We start from the raw sequence: 16,732 nt of genomic DNA on the forward strand, positions 1-16,732 counted from the left end.
GATAAAAGGAAGGATTGATGAAAATCTTAATCATTGAAGACAATTTAGCGCTAGCCAGGAGTATCTCGCATAATTTGCGTGATTTAGGGCATTTTTGCGAGATCATCTCTAGCATTTCAGAAGAAAATAAAGAGCCTTATGATGTGATTTTGGTTTCTTCTAAAGTTTGCACTCAAGGGCGTTGCGAACACTTTGTGCGTTATAATTCCAAGCAAATCATTATCATGATGGCTTCGCATGTCAATGAAGATGGCGTGAATAAACCCATTCAAGCGGGAGCGAGGGATTATATTCTAAAACCTTTTAAAATGGATGAGTTGTTGCGTAAGATCCAATACCACAAAGCCTACCAAGAAATGACCGCTCGCTTGGGATTTTATGAAAATTACTTAGACTTTATCCATGCGGAATTGCCCTTGCCTAAAGATTTTTCTTACCGACCGCCCTTCATCATCCACACGCCCTCTCAAGAGCTTGCGAACGCTTATTTATTGCAATACGCTAAAGAAAGGCAAACGGATTTTTCTTTTTTCTCTTTAAAGGATACCACTTGGAAAGAACTATACAAGAATAAAGACAAACTGGAACGCCCTTTTTACATCATGCATTTAGAAGAGCTTAAAAAAGATGAGCAATTGAAATTGTTAGAATTGGCCCGTTCATGCCCTATTGTTTTGTCCTATACCCATAAAGAACCCCTAGAATTTCCTAAAATTGTGAGGATTGAGTGCGGCAATAACCCCCTATCTTTGTTCAGCAACCACACGACTTTCCTTTCCATTCAAGAATATGAAAAAGAAGCGATCAGGCATTTTTCTTCTACTTGCACCGATACAGAATTGGCCAACAAGCTTGGCATTAGCCGCAAAAGCCTTTGGGAAAAACGCCGGAAGTATAACTTACCGCGCAAATAAAAGAAAACCCTTAAGCTCTGTTTTTATTGGGCATTTGATCATCAAATGTGAAAATGCCCAAAGCGTTTTGACAATCAAAAGAGCTAAAGCAGGCGGTAACCTCTCAAAATTTAGTGTATTTAATGAGAATAGAGTTAATTATTATTAAAATAACTTATTATTTGCTATATATTTACTATAATAGTTTAACTTTTAAAAAAGAGAAATTCAACTTAAGGATTAACCATTAGACAACCGTTTAATAAAGCAAGGTTTGCACATTCAAAAACCCTTTTACTAGACATTGATTGTGTTATCCCTAATATTGTTAGGCGTTTGCTCTCTAATAAAACGCTCCCTAAAAGATTCGCTGCTTACAGCCTGCAAGAAGTGGGCATTATCTTTCTCACCACTCAAATTTTATCTATCATGCGTAAAACCCATTGCTCTAAAACGCTTTTTTTTATCACTAGGGGCAGAGAGAGTTTCCGCTACCAGCTGTGCGATCATTACAAACAAAAACGCCACCAATTTGATGACGATTTTAGATCTCTTTTAAAAGCTCTAAAAATCGCTTTAGTGGAAAAATACCCCCTAAAAAAAGGGGCTAGAATCCAGGGCGAACATTGTTTTGAATATGAAGCCGATGATATTATCTCTTTTTACAAAAAGAAAGACCCCAACAATTATGTGATAGCCAGCATGGATAAGGATATTTTGTATTCCAACAGAGGCTCTCATTTCAATCTCAAAACCAACGCTTTTTTTAATGTGAGTCAAAAAGAGGCTCATTTTTTTGCTTATTATCAGTGCGTTGTGGGGGATAAGGGGGATAATATTAAAGGGGTTAAAGGGATTGGCGACTTCAACTATAAAGATTTTTTAAACGAAGACGCTAAAGAGCATGAGCTGTGGGAGCAGATCATTCAAGCGTTCAAAATTAAAGAAGATTTGAGCGACAGCGAAGCTAAAGAAAAGGCTCTTTTAAACATGCGTTTGGTCAATATGCACCAGATGACCCGCCATGGCGTGATCAAACTATGGGAGCCTGAGTTTGAAAAAACTTTTTTCCCTAAAAAACCCCAAAGACCTGATTTTAAAAGAATTTCTTGAAACAAAAACTTCTTTTAAGGTTGATTTTTTAAAAAAAGAAATTACCGCTTGCTTTATCGCTTGCTTTTGGCGAGCCTTTCACCATTGATTGTAAAAATGGTATTTTTTAAAACAAAAACTTCCCAAAAAAGACAAAAGAACTATTTCCAAGACTTTTTCTCGTGGCTTTAGAATTATAAGCATACACATACCCCCCACCCATATCAAAAGACAAACTCCTATGAGTCCAAACCCTAAAACTGCTCATTAAAGAATATTCTTGGTAATCCCCAAAAGCCACCATCGCGTCTAAACGCACCCTTTTAGTCTTAAGCCCTAAAAAAACATAGCCTGAAACGCTGGAGTTAGCGAAATAAATCGCTGGCACGCCGGGCGCGTTGATCCCGCGGCCATAGAATTTGGTCCTGTCATTAAAAGTCCATAGATAGCCCTTATTGTTTCTTGCCGGAACGATATAAAAACCCGTCCCAAAATTAAAAATTTTGTATTTAAAAGTTTGATCGATCAAAAACAAGCCGGCATTTTTAGCGTTGGTGGCACTATCAGTGTTGCCGTATTGATACATGCCATGCACTAGAGTGCGCGAAGTGAAACCCTTAGCTAAAGAAGCGTCATACTCCAACTTACCCCCCACTTGCACTAAAACATTTTGAGTGGGCAAAGGCAAGCGGGTGTCCGTTAAAATAAAAGGAACCACTTTAATATTTTCATTCCTGTATTCTGCGCCCAAAACAAACACTTCCCCCCCCACATACAAGCGTTTAGACACAGGGTCATAAGACGCTAGAGCGTTTAGGGAAGTAGCGATCCGTTTCCCTTGCTCTTTGTTGATTTGATGCCCATTATAAAGCATGCTATCCATAAAAATCCCAAAATAACGCATGGAATTTTGCTTAAAAGCCACAGAGACCCCTTGAATATTGCCCCCTATCCAATCAAAATCCACAAAATCGGTATTGAAACGCCCCAAAGCTATTTTAAAACGCTGGTTAGTGTATTGAATATACGCATCTGAAACATCGCCAGCGCTCAAATAAGGTCTAACGTTTTTAGAACTACCAAAAAAATTCCCCAGACTGATGTAAAGGTTGGCTAAACGCTGTTTGTTATAAATATTCCAAGCTCCAATCGCTCCAATGCCAAAGGACCACCCGTTGCTATAAGAAAAATCCACCCCAAGGCGTGCTAAAGCCCCCACATAGCTGTGAGGGTTTTTTTGCGCCCCTTGATTATACAATAGCCCCAGATAGCCAAAAGGTTTGACTGCGATTTCTAAAGCTTTCAAAGACAGACCATTTAAAAAAAGGATCCATAACGCTAAATAATAATATCTTTTCTTATTTTTCTTATATTGCATTAAAAACTCATCGTGGATTTGAACTCCATATTTTAGTTAAAATTCCTTTTAATTGCGCTGAAACGGGTTTAAAATCTCCATTACCTAAAAGCATTATCAATAAACTTGATTGACTAACACTAAAGATTTATGATAGTATTCTAATAAAACTATTTTAAAGGTGATTCATGAGCAAGAGTTTATACCAAACTTTAAACGTGAGCGAAAACGCTAGCCAAGATGAAATCAAAAAATCCTACCGCCGTTTAGCCAGACAATACCACCCGGATTTGAATAAAACCAAAGAAGCCGAAGAAAAATTCAAAGAAATCAACGCCGCTTATGAAATTTTAAGCGACGAAGAAAAACGCCGCCAATACGATCAGTTTGGCGATAACATGTTTGGCGGGCAGAATTTCAGCGATTTTGCAAAAAGCCGTAGCGCCAGTGAAGATTTGGACGATATTTTAAGCTCTATTTTTGGGAAAGGAGGCTTTTCGCAAAGATTTTCTCAAAACTCGCAAGGCTTTTCTGGCTTTAATTTTTCCAATTTCGCCCCTGAAGATTTAGACATGACCGCCACTTTAAATGTCTCTGTTTTAGACACCCTTTTAGGCAATAAAAAACAAGTGAGCATCAATAATGAGACTTTTAGCCTTAAAATCCCTATCGGCGTGGAAGAGAGCGAAAAAATCAGGGTTCGCAACAAGGGGAAAACGGGGCGAACGGGCAGGGGCGATTTGCTCTTGCAGATCCATATTGAAGAAGATGGAATTTACAGGCGTGAGAAAGACGATATTATCCAAATCTTTGATTTACCCTTAAAGACGGCTCTTTTTGGAGGGAAAATTGAAATCGCTACTTGGCATAAAACCTTAACCCTAACCATTCCCCCTAACACCAAAGCGATGCAAAAATTCCGCATTAAAGAAAAAGGGATCAAAAACAGAAAAACTTCGCATGTGGGGGATTTGTATTTGCAAGCTCGTTTGATTTTGCCTAAAACTGAAACGCTTTCTAATGAGTTGAAAGCGTTATTAGAAAAAGAATTGTAAGGAGGAATCGTGTGCGATTATGATGAACCGCTTTATTTGATCAGCGTCGTGGCTAAAATCTTAGGCGTGCACCCTCAAACCTTGCGCCAGTATGAAAAAGAGGGTTTGATAGAGCCTAGCAGGACTGATGGGAAAATGCGCTTGTATTCCCAACGAGACATGGACAAAATCAAAACGATTTTACGCCTTACAAGGGATATGGGGGTTAATCTAGCGGGCGTGGATATTATCTTGCGTTTAAAAGAAAAGCTTGATGAATTAGACAATCTCAATAAAGAATTGCAAGACGCTCTGCAAAAACACTCTAAAAACACCAAAACCCCAACGAAAAATTTAAACACCCCTACGAATTTTTACGAATTGATTTTATTTAAAAAATGAGCCTGACTTCGCTTTTAAACCCCACAAGCCTAGAAGATTTTTTAGGCCAAGAGCATTTAATAGGGAAAGACACCCCCTTATTTAAAGCCCTACAATCCAAACACTTCCCCCATGCCTTTTTTTATGGCCCTCCTGGCGTGGGTAAAACAAGCCTGGCTCAAATCATCGCTCGCATGCTAGAGCGCCCCATTCTTTTATTTAATGCGACGGATTTTAAGCTAGATGATTTACGCCTTAAGCTTAAAAATTACCAAAACACCCTTTTAAAGCCCGTTGTTTTTATTGATGAAACCCACAGATTGAATAAAACCCAACAAGAATTTTTACTCCCCATTATGGAAAAAGATCACGCTTTAATCTTAGGGGCTAGCACGCAAGATCCTAATTACAGCCTAAGCCATGCGATCCGCTCAAGAAGTTTTATTTTTGAATTAACCCCCCTAAAAAAGAGCGATTTAGACAAGCTTTGTATTAAAGCTTTAACATTGCTCAAAAAACAAATAGAACCTGGCGCTAAAACCTATCTTTTAAACAACAGCGCTGGCGATGCCAGAGCGTTATTAAACCTTTTAGATTTGAGCGCTAAAATAGAAAATCCTATCACTTTAAAAACGCTCAAATCCTTACGGCCCCATAGCCTAAATGACGGATCTTATAGCGATGATACGCATTATAACCTCACTAGCGCGTTAATCAAATCTTTAAGAGGGAGCGATGAAAACGCCTCCATTTATTATCTGGCACGCTTGATTGCTGGCGGGGAAAACCCAGAATTTATCGCCAGAAGGCTGGTGATTTTTGCGAGCGAAGATATTGGTAACGCTAACCCAAACGCCCTTAATTTAGCCGCTTCTTGCTTGTTTTCAGTCAAACAAATCGGCTACCCTGAAGCGCGCATCATTTTAAGCCAATGCGTGATTTATTTGGCTTGTTCGCCCAAATCTAACACGGCTTATAGAGCGATCAATCAGGCTTTGGATTGCGTCCAAAAAGGCTCACTCTACCCTATTCCTAAACACCTGCTGCCTAACGCTAAAGATTACCTTTACCCGCACAATTATAACGGCTATGTCAAACAAGATTATTTGGAAAAACCCCTAGATTTGGTTTCTTCTCAAGGCATAGGGTTTGAAAAAACCCTTTTAGAATGGCTTGATAAGATAAGAAATTGATCTTATCAGTTACATTAAAATGCGGCAATGGTAATAAAAAATCAATATTTTTTGATTGGATTAAAATAATAATGAGTTTTATCTATGTTTCATCGCATTATTATTGTATAATAATATTCTAGTTATAAAAATCATTTTACGGATAAGGAAAATATCAGCATGAAAAGATTAGAAACTTTAGAATCCATTTTAGAGCGCTTGAGAATGTCTATCAAAAAAAACGGACTCAAAAATTCAAAACAAAGAGAAGAAGTGGTGAGCGTTTTGTACCGCAGCGGCACACACCTAAGCCCTGAAGAAATCACGCATTCTATCCGTCAAAAGGACAAAAACACCAGCATTTCTTCAGTCTATCGCATTTTGAACTTCTTAGAAAAAGAAAATTTTATCTGTGTTTTAGAGACTTCAAAAAGCGGTCGGCGTTATGAAATTGCGGCTAAAGAACACCATGATCACATCATTTGTTTGCATTGCGGTAAGATTATTGAATTTGCAGACCCTGAAATTGAAAACCGCCAGAATGAAGTCGTTAAAAAATATCAAGCCAAGCTGATTAGCCATGACATGAAAATGTTTGTGTGGTGTAAAGAATGCCAAGAGAGTGAATGTTAAAAGATTTTAAAGAAGAAGCTTAGATAGGGCTATCTTTAATGGTTTTAAGGACTTCATTCAAATCAAAACGCTTGAGTTTTAGATCTTTGATTTCTTCATCGCTCAAGCGTTTCCAAGTGAAAGTCTTGCCCACATACCCCCATTTATCATAGCTTGAAGTGAATTCTAAATCCCCGTTTGAATTTTGAGTGACTCTCACGTAGTAGGTCTTGCCGTCATAAAAATTATACGCTTTACCGCCTTTATAAGATCGTTCTCCAACCTTAATCAAATCGCTTAAAAACACCACGCCTTTATCGCTGCGATTCCTTAGTTTGGGGTTAGGATTAAACTTGTCTTTTCTGGCTTTAGAACCATCCGCATCAGAAATACCATAGGCATAGAACTTCCCGTTATGCTCAAAAAACTCCACAAAAGAGCTTTTCATGTATAAAAATTCTTGAGTTTGATAAATTCCAGGCAACTCCACAGCCCCCAAAAAACAACAAAAAACTATAACAAGACTCACCAATTTCATAATTTTAATTTGATCAATCCTTTAGGCGCTTTAACGACCGCTTTAAAAATCGGCTCTGCCCTATATTTTTCAAAAGACTCTTCATAGAATCTCAACGCATGCGCATCGTTTTCAAAAAAGATAGCCAGCATGCCCGCATTTAAACGCAAAAAAGAAGCTTCAGCGGCCGGCTCATAAACGATCAAGTCTTTTTTTTCATCGTAAGGGTTTTTAATGACAGCTTGATTGATACCCACCGCTTTAGCCCCCTCAACGCCTTTGACAACCAGCTGGAAATCCACGTATTTTTTGTGGCTTTCAAAAAAGCCTTTCTCGCTTTCTTTGGCATGCTCTAAACAATAGCTCTGCTCTATGCTAAACATGCCATGCCCTAAAGGCACTTGAAATTCTGTATTAGTAGCGAGGTTTAAAACCCTTTGATTCGCTCCACTACCCTTTTGCATGACCTCTTTTAAATACTCATGCAAAATTTCTAACGCTTGCGTTTTTTTAAACAAATGCCCAAGCGAGCTTAATTCCCCAAAAATAGCCATAATTCCTTCCTTCTTTACTTTAATGGTTTAATTTTTCAGTTGTTCTAATCGTTCTTTTTTAGTGCCAATATCCGTGATCTGAATGCCAAAATTCCCATCCACGATCACCACTTCGCCCTTAGCGATCACCTTGTCATCTACAAGAATTTCCAAAGGGTCATTCACCAATTGATCAAGCTCTACCACGCTCCCTATATCCATAGAAACCACATCTTTTAAAATCATCTTTTTTTGCCCAATGCGCACCTTAACATTCAATTTCACGTCTAAAAGCATGCTGATATTGCGGATTTCTATGTTTTCTAAAGACGCGTCATGGGTTTTAACCTCTTCAGTAGCTTCAGTAGCGCTCTTTATCGTTTCTTCTTTTTCTTCTTTATGCGTTTTTTCAAATTGGCGTTCAAAAGCCGCCGTAGTCAATAAAATGATTTGGCTTTCTTTGAGCGCTTCCATTTTGAAAGAAAACACCACCGCTTTAGCGTAATCTTCTTTTTTAGGAAGCTCTTTAGCGATTTCAGCGTTTATAGTGGTGAAATTGAGTTTAGGGAGCAATTCTTGAGACTTCAAGCTTGTAGCGATCGCGCCAAAAATATTAGAAGCCATTTCTTTAAAAGCGTCTAAATCGTCATTATCCATTTCTTCCTTACTCGCTCCCTCACCTCCTAGCATCAAATCGCTTAAAGCGGTAACTAAAACTACCGGAGCCAGTAATTCAATAGAGCTCTCTTCTTTTTCAATCGCACTTATCACAACTCTTGCATAAGGCGCGCTGATCAAACTCTCCCAAGATTCTTCACTATTAGAAACTTCTTTTTCTAATCCCACGCTCGGAGCCTTACCCACTAACCCTTCTAAAGTAGAAACAACCTCTTGAATAAAAATTTTAATAAAATCTTGCATTTCTCACTCTTCTTCTATTTTCATAATATCGCCCACTTTGCCTCTGCGCTGTTCTTCTAGCATTTCTAAAATTTCTTTAGTGCGTTCTTTTTCGCTATAGACCACTTCTTTAATTTGAATGGTTTTCCTATACCCTTGAAACCCCACGCTCGCTAAATAACGCTTTTTTTTATACACATACACGCTCACTTCATCATTAGCGATCTTATTTAACCGGATAGTATCCCCCACATCTAAATCCAACATTTCTTTCAAACTCAATTCCACCGCGCCCAAAAACACCATCATATCCACGCTCACCCCACTCAATAACGCTTGCAATTCCTTATTACGGCTCTTTTTGGAATTCGTTTCTGAAAGCATCAAATCCCTACTCCCCATTTTAGAAAGAATGCTCTCAATGGAAATCACTGGGTAACAAATATTCATCATCCCACGACTATGCCCGATAATAATCTCTAAAACCACCATGATAGAAATTTCATTTTGAGCGACGATTTGGACCACATTCGCGCTGGATTCTTTAGCGTCAATGGTAGGAAACATCTCCACCACGGGCGACCACACTTCTTTTAAAATTTGCATCACTTGGCGTAAAATCGTATCCAATAAATTCAATTCAATATCGCTAAACTCCCTGTTTTGATCATACGCGCTCCCCTTACCCCCTAATAGTCTGTCAATCATGGGGAAAGCGATGCTGGGATTGATTTCTAAAACCCCTGTTCCTCCCATAGGCTTCATGGAAAAGACATTAAAACTCGTAGGGCTAGGCAAACTCATCAAAAATTCGCCATAAGTCATTTGATCCACGCTATGGAGCTGAATCTCCACAATAGAACGCATGATAGAAGAAACTTGGCTAGAAAGATTCCTAGCCATTTTGTCATGGATGCTCCTAAAAGAGCGCAGTTGCTCCTTACTCACACGATTAGGGCGTTTGAAATCATAAAGGGTTACGCTGCGCTGCGGGATAATGTCTTTTTTTTGGACATTTTGAATATCCACATTCTCATCAACGACTTCTAAAAGCGCATCAATTTCTTCTTGGCTTAAAATATCAGCCATGATCCACTCCTAAGGATTTGCGCACCTTTTTAATCACTTCTTTAATGATTTGAGAAATGCGCGATTCAGTGATGCCTAAAATCTCTTTAATCTCGCTCAAATTCAACTCTTCAAAGTAATAAAGCTGGATAAGGATTTGCTCTCTTTCGCTCATTTGATTCAGCGCTTTTTGGACATGCTCTAACAACTCTTCTGCTTCAATCTTTTTAGTGATTTCATCTTGCTCAATCGCATTGAATTGTTCATCTATGGGCACTAACGCATAAATATCTGAAGCCGTTTTAGCTTCTTTAATTTTTTCAATATTTTCGCCTAAAGCTTGCGCTAAATACGCATCGCTAGGCTCTTTCCCATGCTCATTAAGGTGTTTGGTGATTTCAATATCAATGCTTTTAATCAGCTTTCTGTTGGAGCGAGAAACCACATCTAAAGAGCGCAAATAATCTAACATCGCCCCATTGACACGAGTTTTAGCATACCCCCAAAAAGAATCGTTTAACGCGCTCTCATAACGCCTGGCTAATTTAATCAATTCTTCAGTGCCAATGGAAACCAGATCGTTAAAATCAATAGAGCTTGGCAAACGCTCTTTTAAACGAAACGCCATAGCGCGCACGGCCGGTAAATACTGGATAGCGAGCGCGTCTTGATGGTGGTGTTGCTGCTTGTCATAGGCGTTCAAAACCTTTTCTATACTTGTTTCGCTTGTTTGAGTTTTTTGAATTTCTTTGGGCATTCTATTTTCCATCATCAAAATCATAACTTCTAATGTATTCTAAAATACTAGCCACTTCTTTTTCTCTGTTCTTAAACTCATGGTTGAAACGAAGCAAGCTCTCTTCAGTGCCTTTTTTGTCAAAAAGACAAATGTCTAAATCCGTGCAAGCGATAAAAATAGACGCAAATAACAACGCAATCAAGTATCCCCCAAGCGTGGATAACACCGTCCATAATAAAATGCTCTCTGGCTCATTGAATTTCAACACCGAAAACACTAACCCTAAAAAAAACCCTACCACAACAGAAAAATGGATAAAATTTTGCACTTTCATCAGCCTACCCCAAATACTTCAAAAACCTTTTAAAAAAGCCTTTCAAACCTTCTTTTGGTATTTCCAAAGCGCCGGTTTCTAATTTAGAAACCAAAAGACCCGCTATCTGATCAATGGATTGCGAAAACAAATCATTAGGGGCTATTTTTCTCAGAATTTTGCGCTCTCTCACATAGCGTTTCAATAAGGAGCTGTTTTCAATCGCTCCTAAGTAATGCAATTCTAATGAAGCGATATTGTTTTTAGCCACTTTAAACAGCCTTTCATAAGTCGCCCTGCCCTCCTTAGGTTGGGCTACCATGTTAGCAATAAGGAACAATTCATCTTTATTTTTGGAGTTGATTTTAATGCATGCATACGCATCGGTGATCGCTGAAGGATCGGGGGTGGTAACAATCACCACGCAATCGCTCGCGTTCAAAAACGCTTGCGTAGTGGCTCCAATCCCAGCGCCTGTATCAATCACAATATAATCCAAAGAGCTTAAAACCCCCTCTTCATCCACGAATCGATCTAAAGCTTCCGCGCCGCTAATGTATTTTAAAATTTCTTCGCCGCTATCCCCAGGAATGAGACAAAGCCCGGGTTCAATCTCGCAAATGATTTCTTGCAATTTGGCTTCACCTTTTAAGGCATGCAAGATATTTTTATGGGTTTTCACCCCAAAAATAACGTCTAAATTCGCTAAACCAATATCCGCATCAAACACCCCTACCTTATAACCTTTCTTGTATAAAGAATAAGCTAAATTAGCGCTAATGTTGGATTTCCCCACGCCTCCCTTACCGCTTGTGATAGCGATGAATTTGGTATTCCCTTTATTGTCAAAAAAACTTTTGGGGTTTTTAATATTCATCAAATTATCTAAGCGGCTCGCTTGGTTGTTCATGCTTGTTCCTTATTGGGGTTACTAAAGCCATCTAGCATGCAATCCACTAAATATTCATTAGTAGCCACTTTCAAATCCATAGGCACTTCTTGCCCAACAGAAAGATAGCTGATAGGCTTTTGGCTTTCATGCACTAAAGAAAACAAATTCCCTAGCCCCCTACTCTCATCTAATTTCGTAAAGATTAAAGTGTCAATCCCTAACACCCCAAAAGAATCATAAATATCTTTCATGTCTTCATACTTAGTGGTAACCGAAAGCACTAAGGACACATCAATATTATAACCCCCATCTATAAATTCTTTCAAACCGGCAATTTTTTCTTTATCGTATTGCGAATGCCCTGTCGTATCCACTAAAATAAAATCGCAATATTCCAACGCTTCAATTTCTTTAGCAAAATCTTTAGCGTCAATCACCGCTTCTATGCTCATTTTCATTTTATTAGCATACCAGCTTAATTGCTCCAAAGCCCCAATGCGATAATTGTCTAAAGTGATAATGCCCACCTTGTATTTTTTAGCTAACATCCTAGAATAGCGCGCGGCTAATTTGGCTAAAGTCGTCGTTTTCCCCACGCCTGTTGGCCCTACAAGCATTAAGATGCGTTTTTGCCTTAAATTCAAATCTTCAGGGCGGCACAAGATCATTTTGCGCAACACTTCCCTGAAATAACGCTTAATCGTTACGGAATTTTCCCGCATGCGTAAAGGCATCAATTCCAGGCTCAATTGCATGATTTCATCTAAATGGCTGGATTTCATCCCGCTTTGTTTGGCCAATTTGTAAATTTCGGCAAATTCTTGAGGGATATTAACAGAATTAGGGTTTTTCTCATCCCAAAACATGTTTTGGATGAGTTTCAGGCTGTCTCTGATTTTGCTTAATTGCAGATTGATGTCTTTAATTTCTTCTTCTTGTTTAACTTCTCTTTTTTCTCTTTCTTTTTTATGGTTGGCTTCATCTTTTAAAGCTTGCAACAAAGCGTCCTGCTTATTAGCCTCTAAAGGCGAATCTTCTAATGGAGCGTCTTTTTCTGAAAGGGTTTTATTTTTTGAAAAACTATAATGGCGCTGACTAGATGAAACCCCGGCGAGTTTGCGCATTTCTTCTACAGTGCTTGAAAGCTGCATGACCACATCTTCTTCATTCATTTCTTCATCATACAAACTTTCTGGAATAAGGGGGGCTTTAGGGGGTTTGTTTTCGTTTTCTTCTTCAACCGCCACAACGATTTCATAAAGCCCAGAAGAAGTGAGCGTTTTTTTACGGATTTCTTGGGTTTTAAACACCAGCGTATCCACCCCATGGTGGCTTTGAGCGATCTTTAGAGCTTCAGCGGCCGTCTCCCCACTATAGGTATAAAATTTCACCACTCCCCTTTTTTAAAAAGAATTTGTTGCAAAGCCAACGGCACTAACACCGAATCCCTTTCACTCCATTTAGGATGAGGTAAAGTCAAATCATTCTGTCTTAAAACGACTTGGTTGAAAGCGATAATATCAATATCTAAAGTTCTTGGAGCGTCTTTAAAATCGCGCTTCCTTTGGCGCCCAAAACGCCTTTCTATATAAAAAGCCAGAGCGAAAAAATGGCACAAACTTAAAGATGTTTTAAGGATAATCGTAGCGTTATAAAAGTTAGGTTGGTTAGTGTAACCAAAAGGTGGATTGATATAAATAGGCGAAGAAAAAATTTTCCCGATTTTACTATGATTTTTAAAATATAAAAAACAATTTTTTAATATTTTTAAAGGATTTTTAAGATTAGATCCCAACCCTAAAACCACCCTGTTAGAAAAATCAAGCCTTTTTTTAAAAAGGCTGGGGAAAAAGCGGCTAGTAAGGATCTCTCGCATCACAAAAGCTCAGCCCTAGAATTTTTGATCACCACTAAATCCTCAATGCGCACCCCAAAAAATCCAGGGATATAAATCCCAGGCTCTACAGAAAACACCATGCCCTCTTCTAAAATGGTTTCACTGCGCGATGAAATATAAGGAAGCTCATGGATGTCTAAGCCAATGCCATGCCCGGTGCTGTGAGTGAAATACTGCCCGTAACCATAACCGCTAATCACCCCCCTAGCCAAGCTGTCCGCTTCTTTACCGGTCATGCCCGCTCTAATGTCTGAAATAGCCTTTTCTTGCGCTTCTTTCACAATGTCATAAATCTTTTGACGCTCTTTATCCTTGAAATTCTGCTCTCTTTTAAAGACAAAATCTTTAGGGTCAAAAAAAGCCGTGCGAGTCCTATCAGAGCAATAGCGTTCGTATTTGATCCCCATATCCAAAAGAATGCTGTGCTCCGCTTTTAAAAAATCCTTCGCGCTAGGCAAAGCATGGGGCTTGCTCGCATTCGCATTCAAGGCTAAAATAGGCTCAAAACTCAGATCATAAACCCCCTCTTTAGTCAAAAAGTCCTTAACCTTATGCTGCAAATACCGCTCGCTCAACGACTCTTTTTCATCAAAAACCTTTTTCACATACTCAGCAAAATTTTCAAAAGCTTCAACATTCAGCGCTTGAGATTTTTTGAGAAGTTGGATCTCATGATCGTTTTTAATGATGCGTTTTTTGCGGTGGTAACTAGGCACGCCCTCTAAAGTAACCTTATCCCCAACCGCTGAATTTAAACGCTTGTAGGTTTGTAAATTCACTTGATTGGGGTCAAAAAAGAGTTTTTTAACCGAACTTTTTGCGATCAAATCAATCGCGCTTCGCGCTAAATCGCTAGATTCTACCACTTCCGCTAAAACGCCATTTTTAGGCTGAATGCCTTCTCTAGCTTCTTGAGTGTAGCGAGAATCAGTGATAAAAAACGAGCGATCGTCTAATTGCAAAAATAAAGCGTTATCGCAACTATAAGCGCACTCAAAAAACATCGCGTTTTCATCAAGCGTGAAATGCGATTCTCTCTCTAATCCACTCATCAATAACCCCCTTTTATTTTTGATTGTTAATGGGGTTATTAGGGTTGTTTTGTTGGGCTTCTTGGAACGCTTTCATTTCGGCTAAAATATTGACCATCGCCATTAAAGCCATGTTGTAACCAAGCGGGCCAAATCCCATGATCACGCCTCCACAAGCCGCTCCGGTGTAAGAATTTTTCCTGAATTCTTCTCTGGCTTGAATGTTAGTGAGATGCACTTCAATAACGGGTTTGCCCGCTAACATGATCGCATCCGCAATCGCAATAGAGGTGTGCGAAAACGCTCCAGGGTTAATGATAATCCCTTCATAATCGCTGCCCACGCTCTCTTGGATCTTGTCAATGATTTCGCCCTCAAAATTGGTTTGAAAAAACTCTAATTCCACATCTAAATTGCCTTGTTTCACGAAAGTTTGCATGATTTCATGGATTTGGTCTAAGGTTACCATGCCATAAAGTCTTGGGTCTCTGTGTCCTAACATGTTTAAATTAGGCCCTTGAATCACTAAAATTTTCATTATTTATTTCTCCTTGTTTAATATGGAATGAAACCGCATTATAGCATAAGTTTTTATCTTACCCCTTAAATCCCCCTAAGAACGAATCACAAGAAACTACCGCTTGACTAACATTAAACCCCTTGATACTAAAAAACGCTTTTATCCTTTTTTAAAAAAACAGCCATCATGACCATTCCTACAAAAAAACTTCCCGTAATGAAGAAATCAAAGGGGTCAAACCCAATACCAAAAACAAGGTAAAAAGTGAGAGTCGTTAATATAAAGAGCGAGATTAAAGAGTTTTGCTTTATCCCGCTCCAAAAAATCTTTACAATGACTAATAAAAAAAAGAGCCAGATTAAAAAGCCTATAATCCCCCTAGTGGCTAGAACATGAATGATTTGATTGTCGTATCTTTCATAACAAAGAATCAAGTCTTTTGCCCTATAAGACTTTGATAAGGATAAGATCTCTTCTAACCTCTGGCATTTTTCGCTAGCGGCCATACCAAAAAAGGGTCTTAAACGCAAAACCGTTAGGGCTTCTTTCCAGCGCTCCAAACGCCACCCGATACTGCTATCAGCGTCCTTTTTAGCGTAGCGTTTCAAATCTTCTTCAAAGGTTTGGTTTTGAACCCTAGATTGCTCTATTGCCCCCTTTTTTTCTAAAGCGTTACTCCCCATATACAAAGCGCTCAAAATAAGACTCACAACCACCATATAACCCAATGGTTTGAGGGATTTTTTGGCGTATAAAATAAAGCAAGAAAGGATTAAAAAAGTAGCTACAAAGGCGATTGTCGCGCTCCTTGTAGCGCTTAAAATAACGACTAAAAACCCCACAAAAACAGAAAGGGTGAAAAAAAGTTTCTCTTTTTGATTTTGCGAATAAAGCGCATAAATATAACAGCCTAAAATGGAAACGCTCACTAAAACCACATACTCCTTAACCGTGCTAAACCCTTGCGCTCTGGGCATGTTAAAATAAATTTTTTGCGCCAATGAGAGCAAGCCGTTGATGAAATTTGCAACTGCCATGCTGTAAAAAAGGATTTTTTGATTCAATTTAATTCTTAAACAACTGGCAAAAAGCAAGCATAACGCCCCGCAAGCATAAGTTAAGGACATGTTTAGAGCGAATAAATTGTAGCGGAAAGTTTGGCTATCATACATGTTAAACATGTTAGGGAAGATGCTTAAAAACACGCCCAAAAAAGCCAGAGTAAGCCATTTGAAAGGCATGGTTTTTAGATGATTAACTCTAAAGGTCTCTTTCAAAGACGCTTGGAAATAACACCTAAAAAACAAAAAAACCATTAAAACAATCAACAGAACTTGAGTTAAAGGCTTTTTAAACGAAGTGAGAAAGAAAAGGGCAAAAATTAAAGTGAAAACAGAGTCCGCACTAAAAAAGGCTTTCAAACGCTCTTTCAACACAAACTCGCCACACCCTAAAACCGATAAAAGTTATCTGTCTTTAATGCCTAACTTTTCAATCAAAACCACATAACGCGCATGAGCGGTGCGTTTGATGTATTTCAACAAGTTGCGCCTTTGAGCGACTAATTTTAAAAGCCCTAAACGACTGGAATGATCTTTGGGGTTAGCCTTTAAATGCTCGGTTAAAAGCTTGATCCTTTCATTCAACAACGCCACTTGCACCTCACAAGAACCCGTATCGTTTTCCTTAGTGGCAAACGCCTTAATGATTTCTTGTTTTTTCTCCAGATTCAAAGCCATAACGACCTCCTAATTGGTAATAAATTAAAAACGATCATTATA

20 protein-coding genes are annotated in these 16,732 nt (G+C 38.8%); 6 read left to right on the top strand and 14 right to left on the bottom strand.

Annotated features, from left to right (window positions below):
• Positions 1-17 precede the first annotated feature (17 nt).
• Together DV63_RS16675 and DV63_RS16680 are read left to right on the top strand one after the other, a co-directional pair.
• Positions 18-914, top strand: coding sequence for an OriC activity response regulator (locus DV63_RS16675; RefSeq protein ID WP_000697613.1), 897 nt, complete (start codon positions 18-20; stop codon positions 912-914).
• 225 nt (positions 915-1,139) lie between these two features.
• Positions 1,140-2,006 carry a 5'-3' exonuclease gene (locus DV63_RS16680; protein WP_080220077.1) on the top strand — a complete coding sequence of 289 codons (867 nt, stop codon included), beginning with the start codon at positions 1,140-1,142 and terminating at the stop codon, positions 2,004-2,006.
• Positions 2,007-2,112: 106 nt separating this feature from the next.
• Here DV63_RS16680 and DV63_RS16685 read toward each other — a convergent pair whose 3' ends face one another.
• Positions 2,113-3,363: a hypothetical protein gene (locus DV63_RS16685; protein WP_001199608.1), complete on the bottom strand. Its 1,251-nt coding sequence runs from the start codon at positions 3,361-3,363 to the stop codon at positions 2,113-2,115.
• Between the two features lie 167 nt (positions 3,364-3,530).
• On the opposite strand from DV63_RS16685, the gene DV63_RS16690 reads away from it, so the two are divergent.
• From DV63_RS16690 to fur, 4 genes are all read left to right on the top strand, one after another.
• The gene (locus DV63_RS16690) at positions 3,531-4,397 is read left to right on the top strand and encodes a DnaJ C-terminal domain-containing protein (protein WP_000045809.1); all 867 of its coding nucleotides are present in this window, start codon (positions 3,531-3,533) and stop codon (positions 4,395-4,397) included.
• A 9-nt stretch (positions 4,398-4,406) separates the two neighbouring features.
• Positions 4,407-4,778, top strand: a complete 372-nt coding sequence (locus DV63_RS16695; protein ID WP_000332999.1) for a heat shock protein transcriptional repressor HspR — start codon at positions 4,407-4,409, stop codon at positions 4,776-4,778.
• The gene (locus tag DV63_RS16700) at positions 4,775-5,950 is read left to right on the top strand and encodes a replication-associated recombination protein A (RefSeq protein ID WP_000060256.1); all 1,176 of its coding nucleotides are present in this window, start codon (positions 4,775-4,777) and stop codon (positions 5,948-5,950) included. Before DV63_RS16695 ends, DV63_RS16700 begins: the two co-directional genes overlap by 4 nt.
• Before the next feature lie 159 nt (positions 5,951-6,109).
• A complete protein-coding gene (gene fur / locus DV63_RS16705) occupies positions 6,110-6,562 on the top strand; it encodes a ferric iron uptake transcriptional regulator (RefSeq protein WP_000824996.1) in 453 nt (150 codons plus the stop codon).
• A 19-nt stretch (positions 6,563-6,581) separates the two neighbouring features.
• Here the strand turns inward: fur and DV63_RS16710 are convergent, their stop codons facing one another.
• The 13 genes from DV63_RS16710 to rpsO all read right to left on the bottom strand — a co-directional run bounded on the left by DV63_RS16710 (position 6,582) and on the right by rpsO (position 16,690).
• A complete protein-coding gene (locus DV63_RS16710; RefSeq protein WP_000780275.1) occupies positions 6,582-7,079 on the bottom strand; it encodes a DUF2147 domain-containing protein in 498 nt (165 codons plus the stop codon).
• The gene (locus tag DV63_RS16715) at positions 7,076-7,612 is read right to left on the bottom strand and encodes a NanQ anomerase/TabA/YiaL family protein (RefSeq protein ID WP_000964012.1); all 537 of its coding nucleotides are present in this window, start codon (positions 7,610-7,612) and stop codon (positions 7,076-7,078) included. The genes DV63_RS16710 and DV63_RS16715 overlap by 4 nt, the downstream gene beginning before the upstream one ends.
• Before the next feature lie 27 nt (positions 7,613-7,639).
• Positions 7,640-8,512, bottom strand: coding sequence for a flagellar motor switch protein FliY (gene fliY / locus DV63_RS16720; RefSeq protein ID WP_001150705.1), 873 nt, complete (start codon positions 8,510-8,512; stop codon positions 7,640-7,642).
• A gap of 3 nt (positions 8,513-8,515) precedes the next feature.
• The gene (gene fliM, locus DV63_RS16725; RefSeq protein WP_000763583.1) at positions 8,516-9,580 is read right to left on the bottom strand and encodes a flagellar motor switch protein FliM; all 1,065 of its coding nucleotides are present in this window, start codon (positions 9,578-9,580) and stop codon (positions 8,516-8,518) included.
• Entirely contained in the window at positions 9,573-10,340 is a 768-nt protein-coding gene (locus tag DV63_RS16730; protein ID WP_000602387.1) for an RNA polymerase sigma factor FliA, read from the bottom strand. The genes fliM and DV63_RS16730 overlap by 8 nt, the downstream gene beginning before the upstream one ends.
• Positions 10,318-10,632, bottom strand: a complete 315-nt coding sequence (locus tag DV63_RS16735; RefSeq protein WP_000868000.1) for a hypothetical protein — start codon at positions 10,630-10,632, stop codon at positions 10,318-10,320. Before DV63_RS16735 ends, DV63_RS16730 begins: the two co-directional genes overlap by 23 nt.
• Before the next feature lie 4 nt (positions 10,633-10,636).
• Positions 10,637-11,521 carry a flagellum site-determining protein YlxH gene (gene ylxH, locus DV63_RS16740; RefSeq protein WP_001064466.1) on the bottom strand — a complete coding sequence of 295 codons (885 nt, stop codon included), beginning with the start codon at positions 11,519-11,521 and terminating at the stop codon, positions 10,637-10,639.
• Complete coding sequence (gene flhF / locus DV63_RS16745; protein WP_017179840.1) at positions 11,518-12,894, bottom strand: flagellar biosynthesis GTPase FlhF; 1,377 nt, start codon at positions 12,892-12,894, stop codon at positions 11,518-11,520. The genes ylxH and flhF overlap by 4 nt, the downstream gene beginning before the upstream one ends.
• Complete coding sequence (folK, locus tag DV63_RS16750) at positions 12,891-13,379, bottom strand: 2-amino-4-hydroxy-6-hydroxymethyldihydropteridine diphosphokinase (RefSeq protein WP_031202948.1); 489 nt, start codon at positions 13,377-13,379, stop codon at positions 12,891-12,893. The genes flhF and folK overlap by 4 nt, the downstream gene beginning before the upstream one ends.
• The gene (locus DV63_RS16755; protein ID WP_000015629.1) at positions 13,379-14,452 is read right to left on the bottom strand and encodes an aminopeptidase; all 1,074 of its coding nucleotides are present in this window, start codon (positions 14,450-14,452) and stop codon (positions 13,379-13,381) included. Before DV63_RS16755 ends, folK begins: the two co-directional genes overlap by 1 nt.
• A gap of 13 nt (positions 14,453-14,465) precedes the next feature.
• Positions 14,466-14,969, bottom strand: coding sequence for a type II 3-dehydroquinate dehydratase (gene aroQ / locus DV63_RS16760; protein WP_000699289.1), 504 nt, complete (start codon positions 14,967-14,969; stop codon positions 14,466-14,468).
• A gap of 128 nt (positions 14,970-15,097) precedes the next feature.
• Complete coding sequence (locus DV63_RS16765) at positions 15,098-16,387, bottom strand: O-antigen ligase family protein (RefSeq protein WP_000910822.1); 1,290 nt, start codon at positions 16,385-16,387, stop codon at positions 15,098-15,100.
• Between the two features lie 30 nt (positions 16,388-16,417).
• Positions 16,418-16,690 carry a 30S ribosomal protein S15 gene (gene rpsO, locus DV63_RS16770; protein WP_001207115.1) on the bottom strand — a complete coding sequence of 91 codons (273 nt, stop codon included), beginning with the start codon at positions 16,688-16,690 and terminating at the stop codon, positions 16,418-16,420.
• Positions 16,691-16,732: the final 42 nt, after the last annotated feature.

Source organism: Helicobacter pylori FD535, assembly GCF_000296015.2.
Taxonomy (GTDB): Bacteria; Campylobacterota; Campylobacteria; order Campylobacterales; family Helicobacteraceae; genus Helicobacter; species Helicobacter pylori_CT.

Excerpts from the sequence above, each read along its gene's own strand:
- fliM (WP_000763583.1), bottom strand. The coding sequence starts at position 9,580 with ATGGCTGATATTTTAAGCCAAGAAGAAATTGATGCGCTTTTAGAAGTC.
- fliY (WP_001150705.1), bottom strand. The coding sequence starts at position 8,512 with ATGCAAGATTTTATTAAAATTTTTATTCAAGAGGTTGTTTCTACTTTA.
- DV63_RS16690 (WP_000045809.1), top strand. The coding sequence starts at position 3,531 with ATGAGCAAGAGTTTATACCAAACTTTAAACGTGAGCGAAAACGCTAGC.
- DV63_RS16700 (WP_000060256.1), top strand. The coding sequence starts at position 4,775 with ATGAGCCTGACTTCGCTTTTAAACCCCACAAGCCTAGAAGATTTTTTA.
- DV63_RS16675 (WP_000697613.1), top strand. The coding sequence starts at position 18 with ATGAAAATCTTAATCATTGAAGACAATTTAGCGCTAGCCAGGAGTATC.
- DV63_RS16685 (WP_001199608.1), bottom strand. The coding sequence starts at position 3,363 with ATGCAATATAAGAAAAATAAGAAAAGATATTATTATTTAGCGTTATGG.
- DV63_RS16755 (WP_000015629.1), bottom strand. The coding sequence starts at position 14,452 with ATGAGTGGATTAGAGAGAGAATCGCATTTCACGCTTGATGAAAACGCG.
- DV63_RS16735 (WP_000868000.1), bottom strand. The coding sequence starts at position 10,632 with ATGAAAGTGCAAAATTTTATCCATTTTTCTGTTGTGGTAGGGTTTTTT.
- fur (WP_000824996.1), top strand. The coding sequence starts at position 6,110 with ATGAAAAGATTAGAAACTTTAGAATCCATTTTAGAGCGCTTGAGAATG.
- ylxH (WP_001064466.1), bottom strand. The coding sequence starts at position 11,521 with ATGAACAACCAAGCGAGCCGCTTAGATAATTTGATGAATATTAAAAAC.
- folK (WP_031202948.1), bottom strand. The coding sequence starts at position 13,379 with ATGCGAGAGATCCTTACTAGCCGCTTTTTCCCCAGCCTTTTTAAAAAA.
- rpsO (WP_001207115.1), bottom strand. The coding sequence starts at position 16,690 with ATGGCTTTGAATCTGGAGAAAAAACAAGAAATCATTAAGGCGTTTGCC.
- DV63_RS16715 (WP_000964012.1), bottom strand. The coding sequence starts at position 7,612 with ATGGCTATTTTTGGGGAATTAAGCTCGCTTGGGCATTTGTTTAAAAAA.
- DV63_RS16730 (WP_000602387.1), bottom strand. The coding sequence starts at position 10,340 with ATGATTTTGATGATGGAAAATAGAATGCCCAAAGAAATTCAAAAAACT.
- DV63_RS16710 (WP_000780275.1), bottom strand. The coding sequence starts at position 7,079 with ATGAAATTGGTGAGTCTTGTTATAGTTTTTTGTTGTTTTTTGGGGGCT.
- aroQ (WP_000699289.1), bottom strand. The coding sequence starts at position 14,969 with ATGAAAATTTTAGTGATTCAAGGGCCTAATTTAAACATGTTAGGACAC.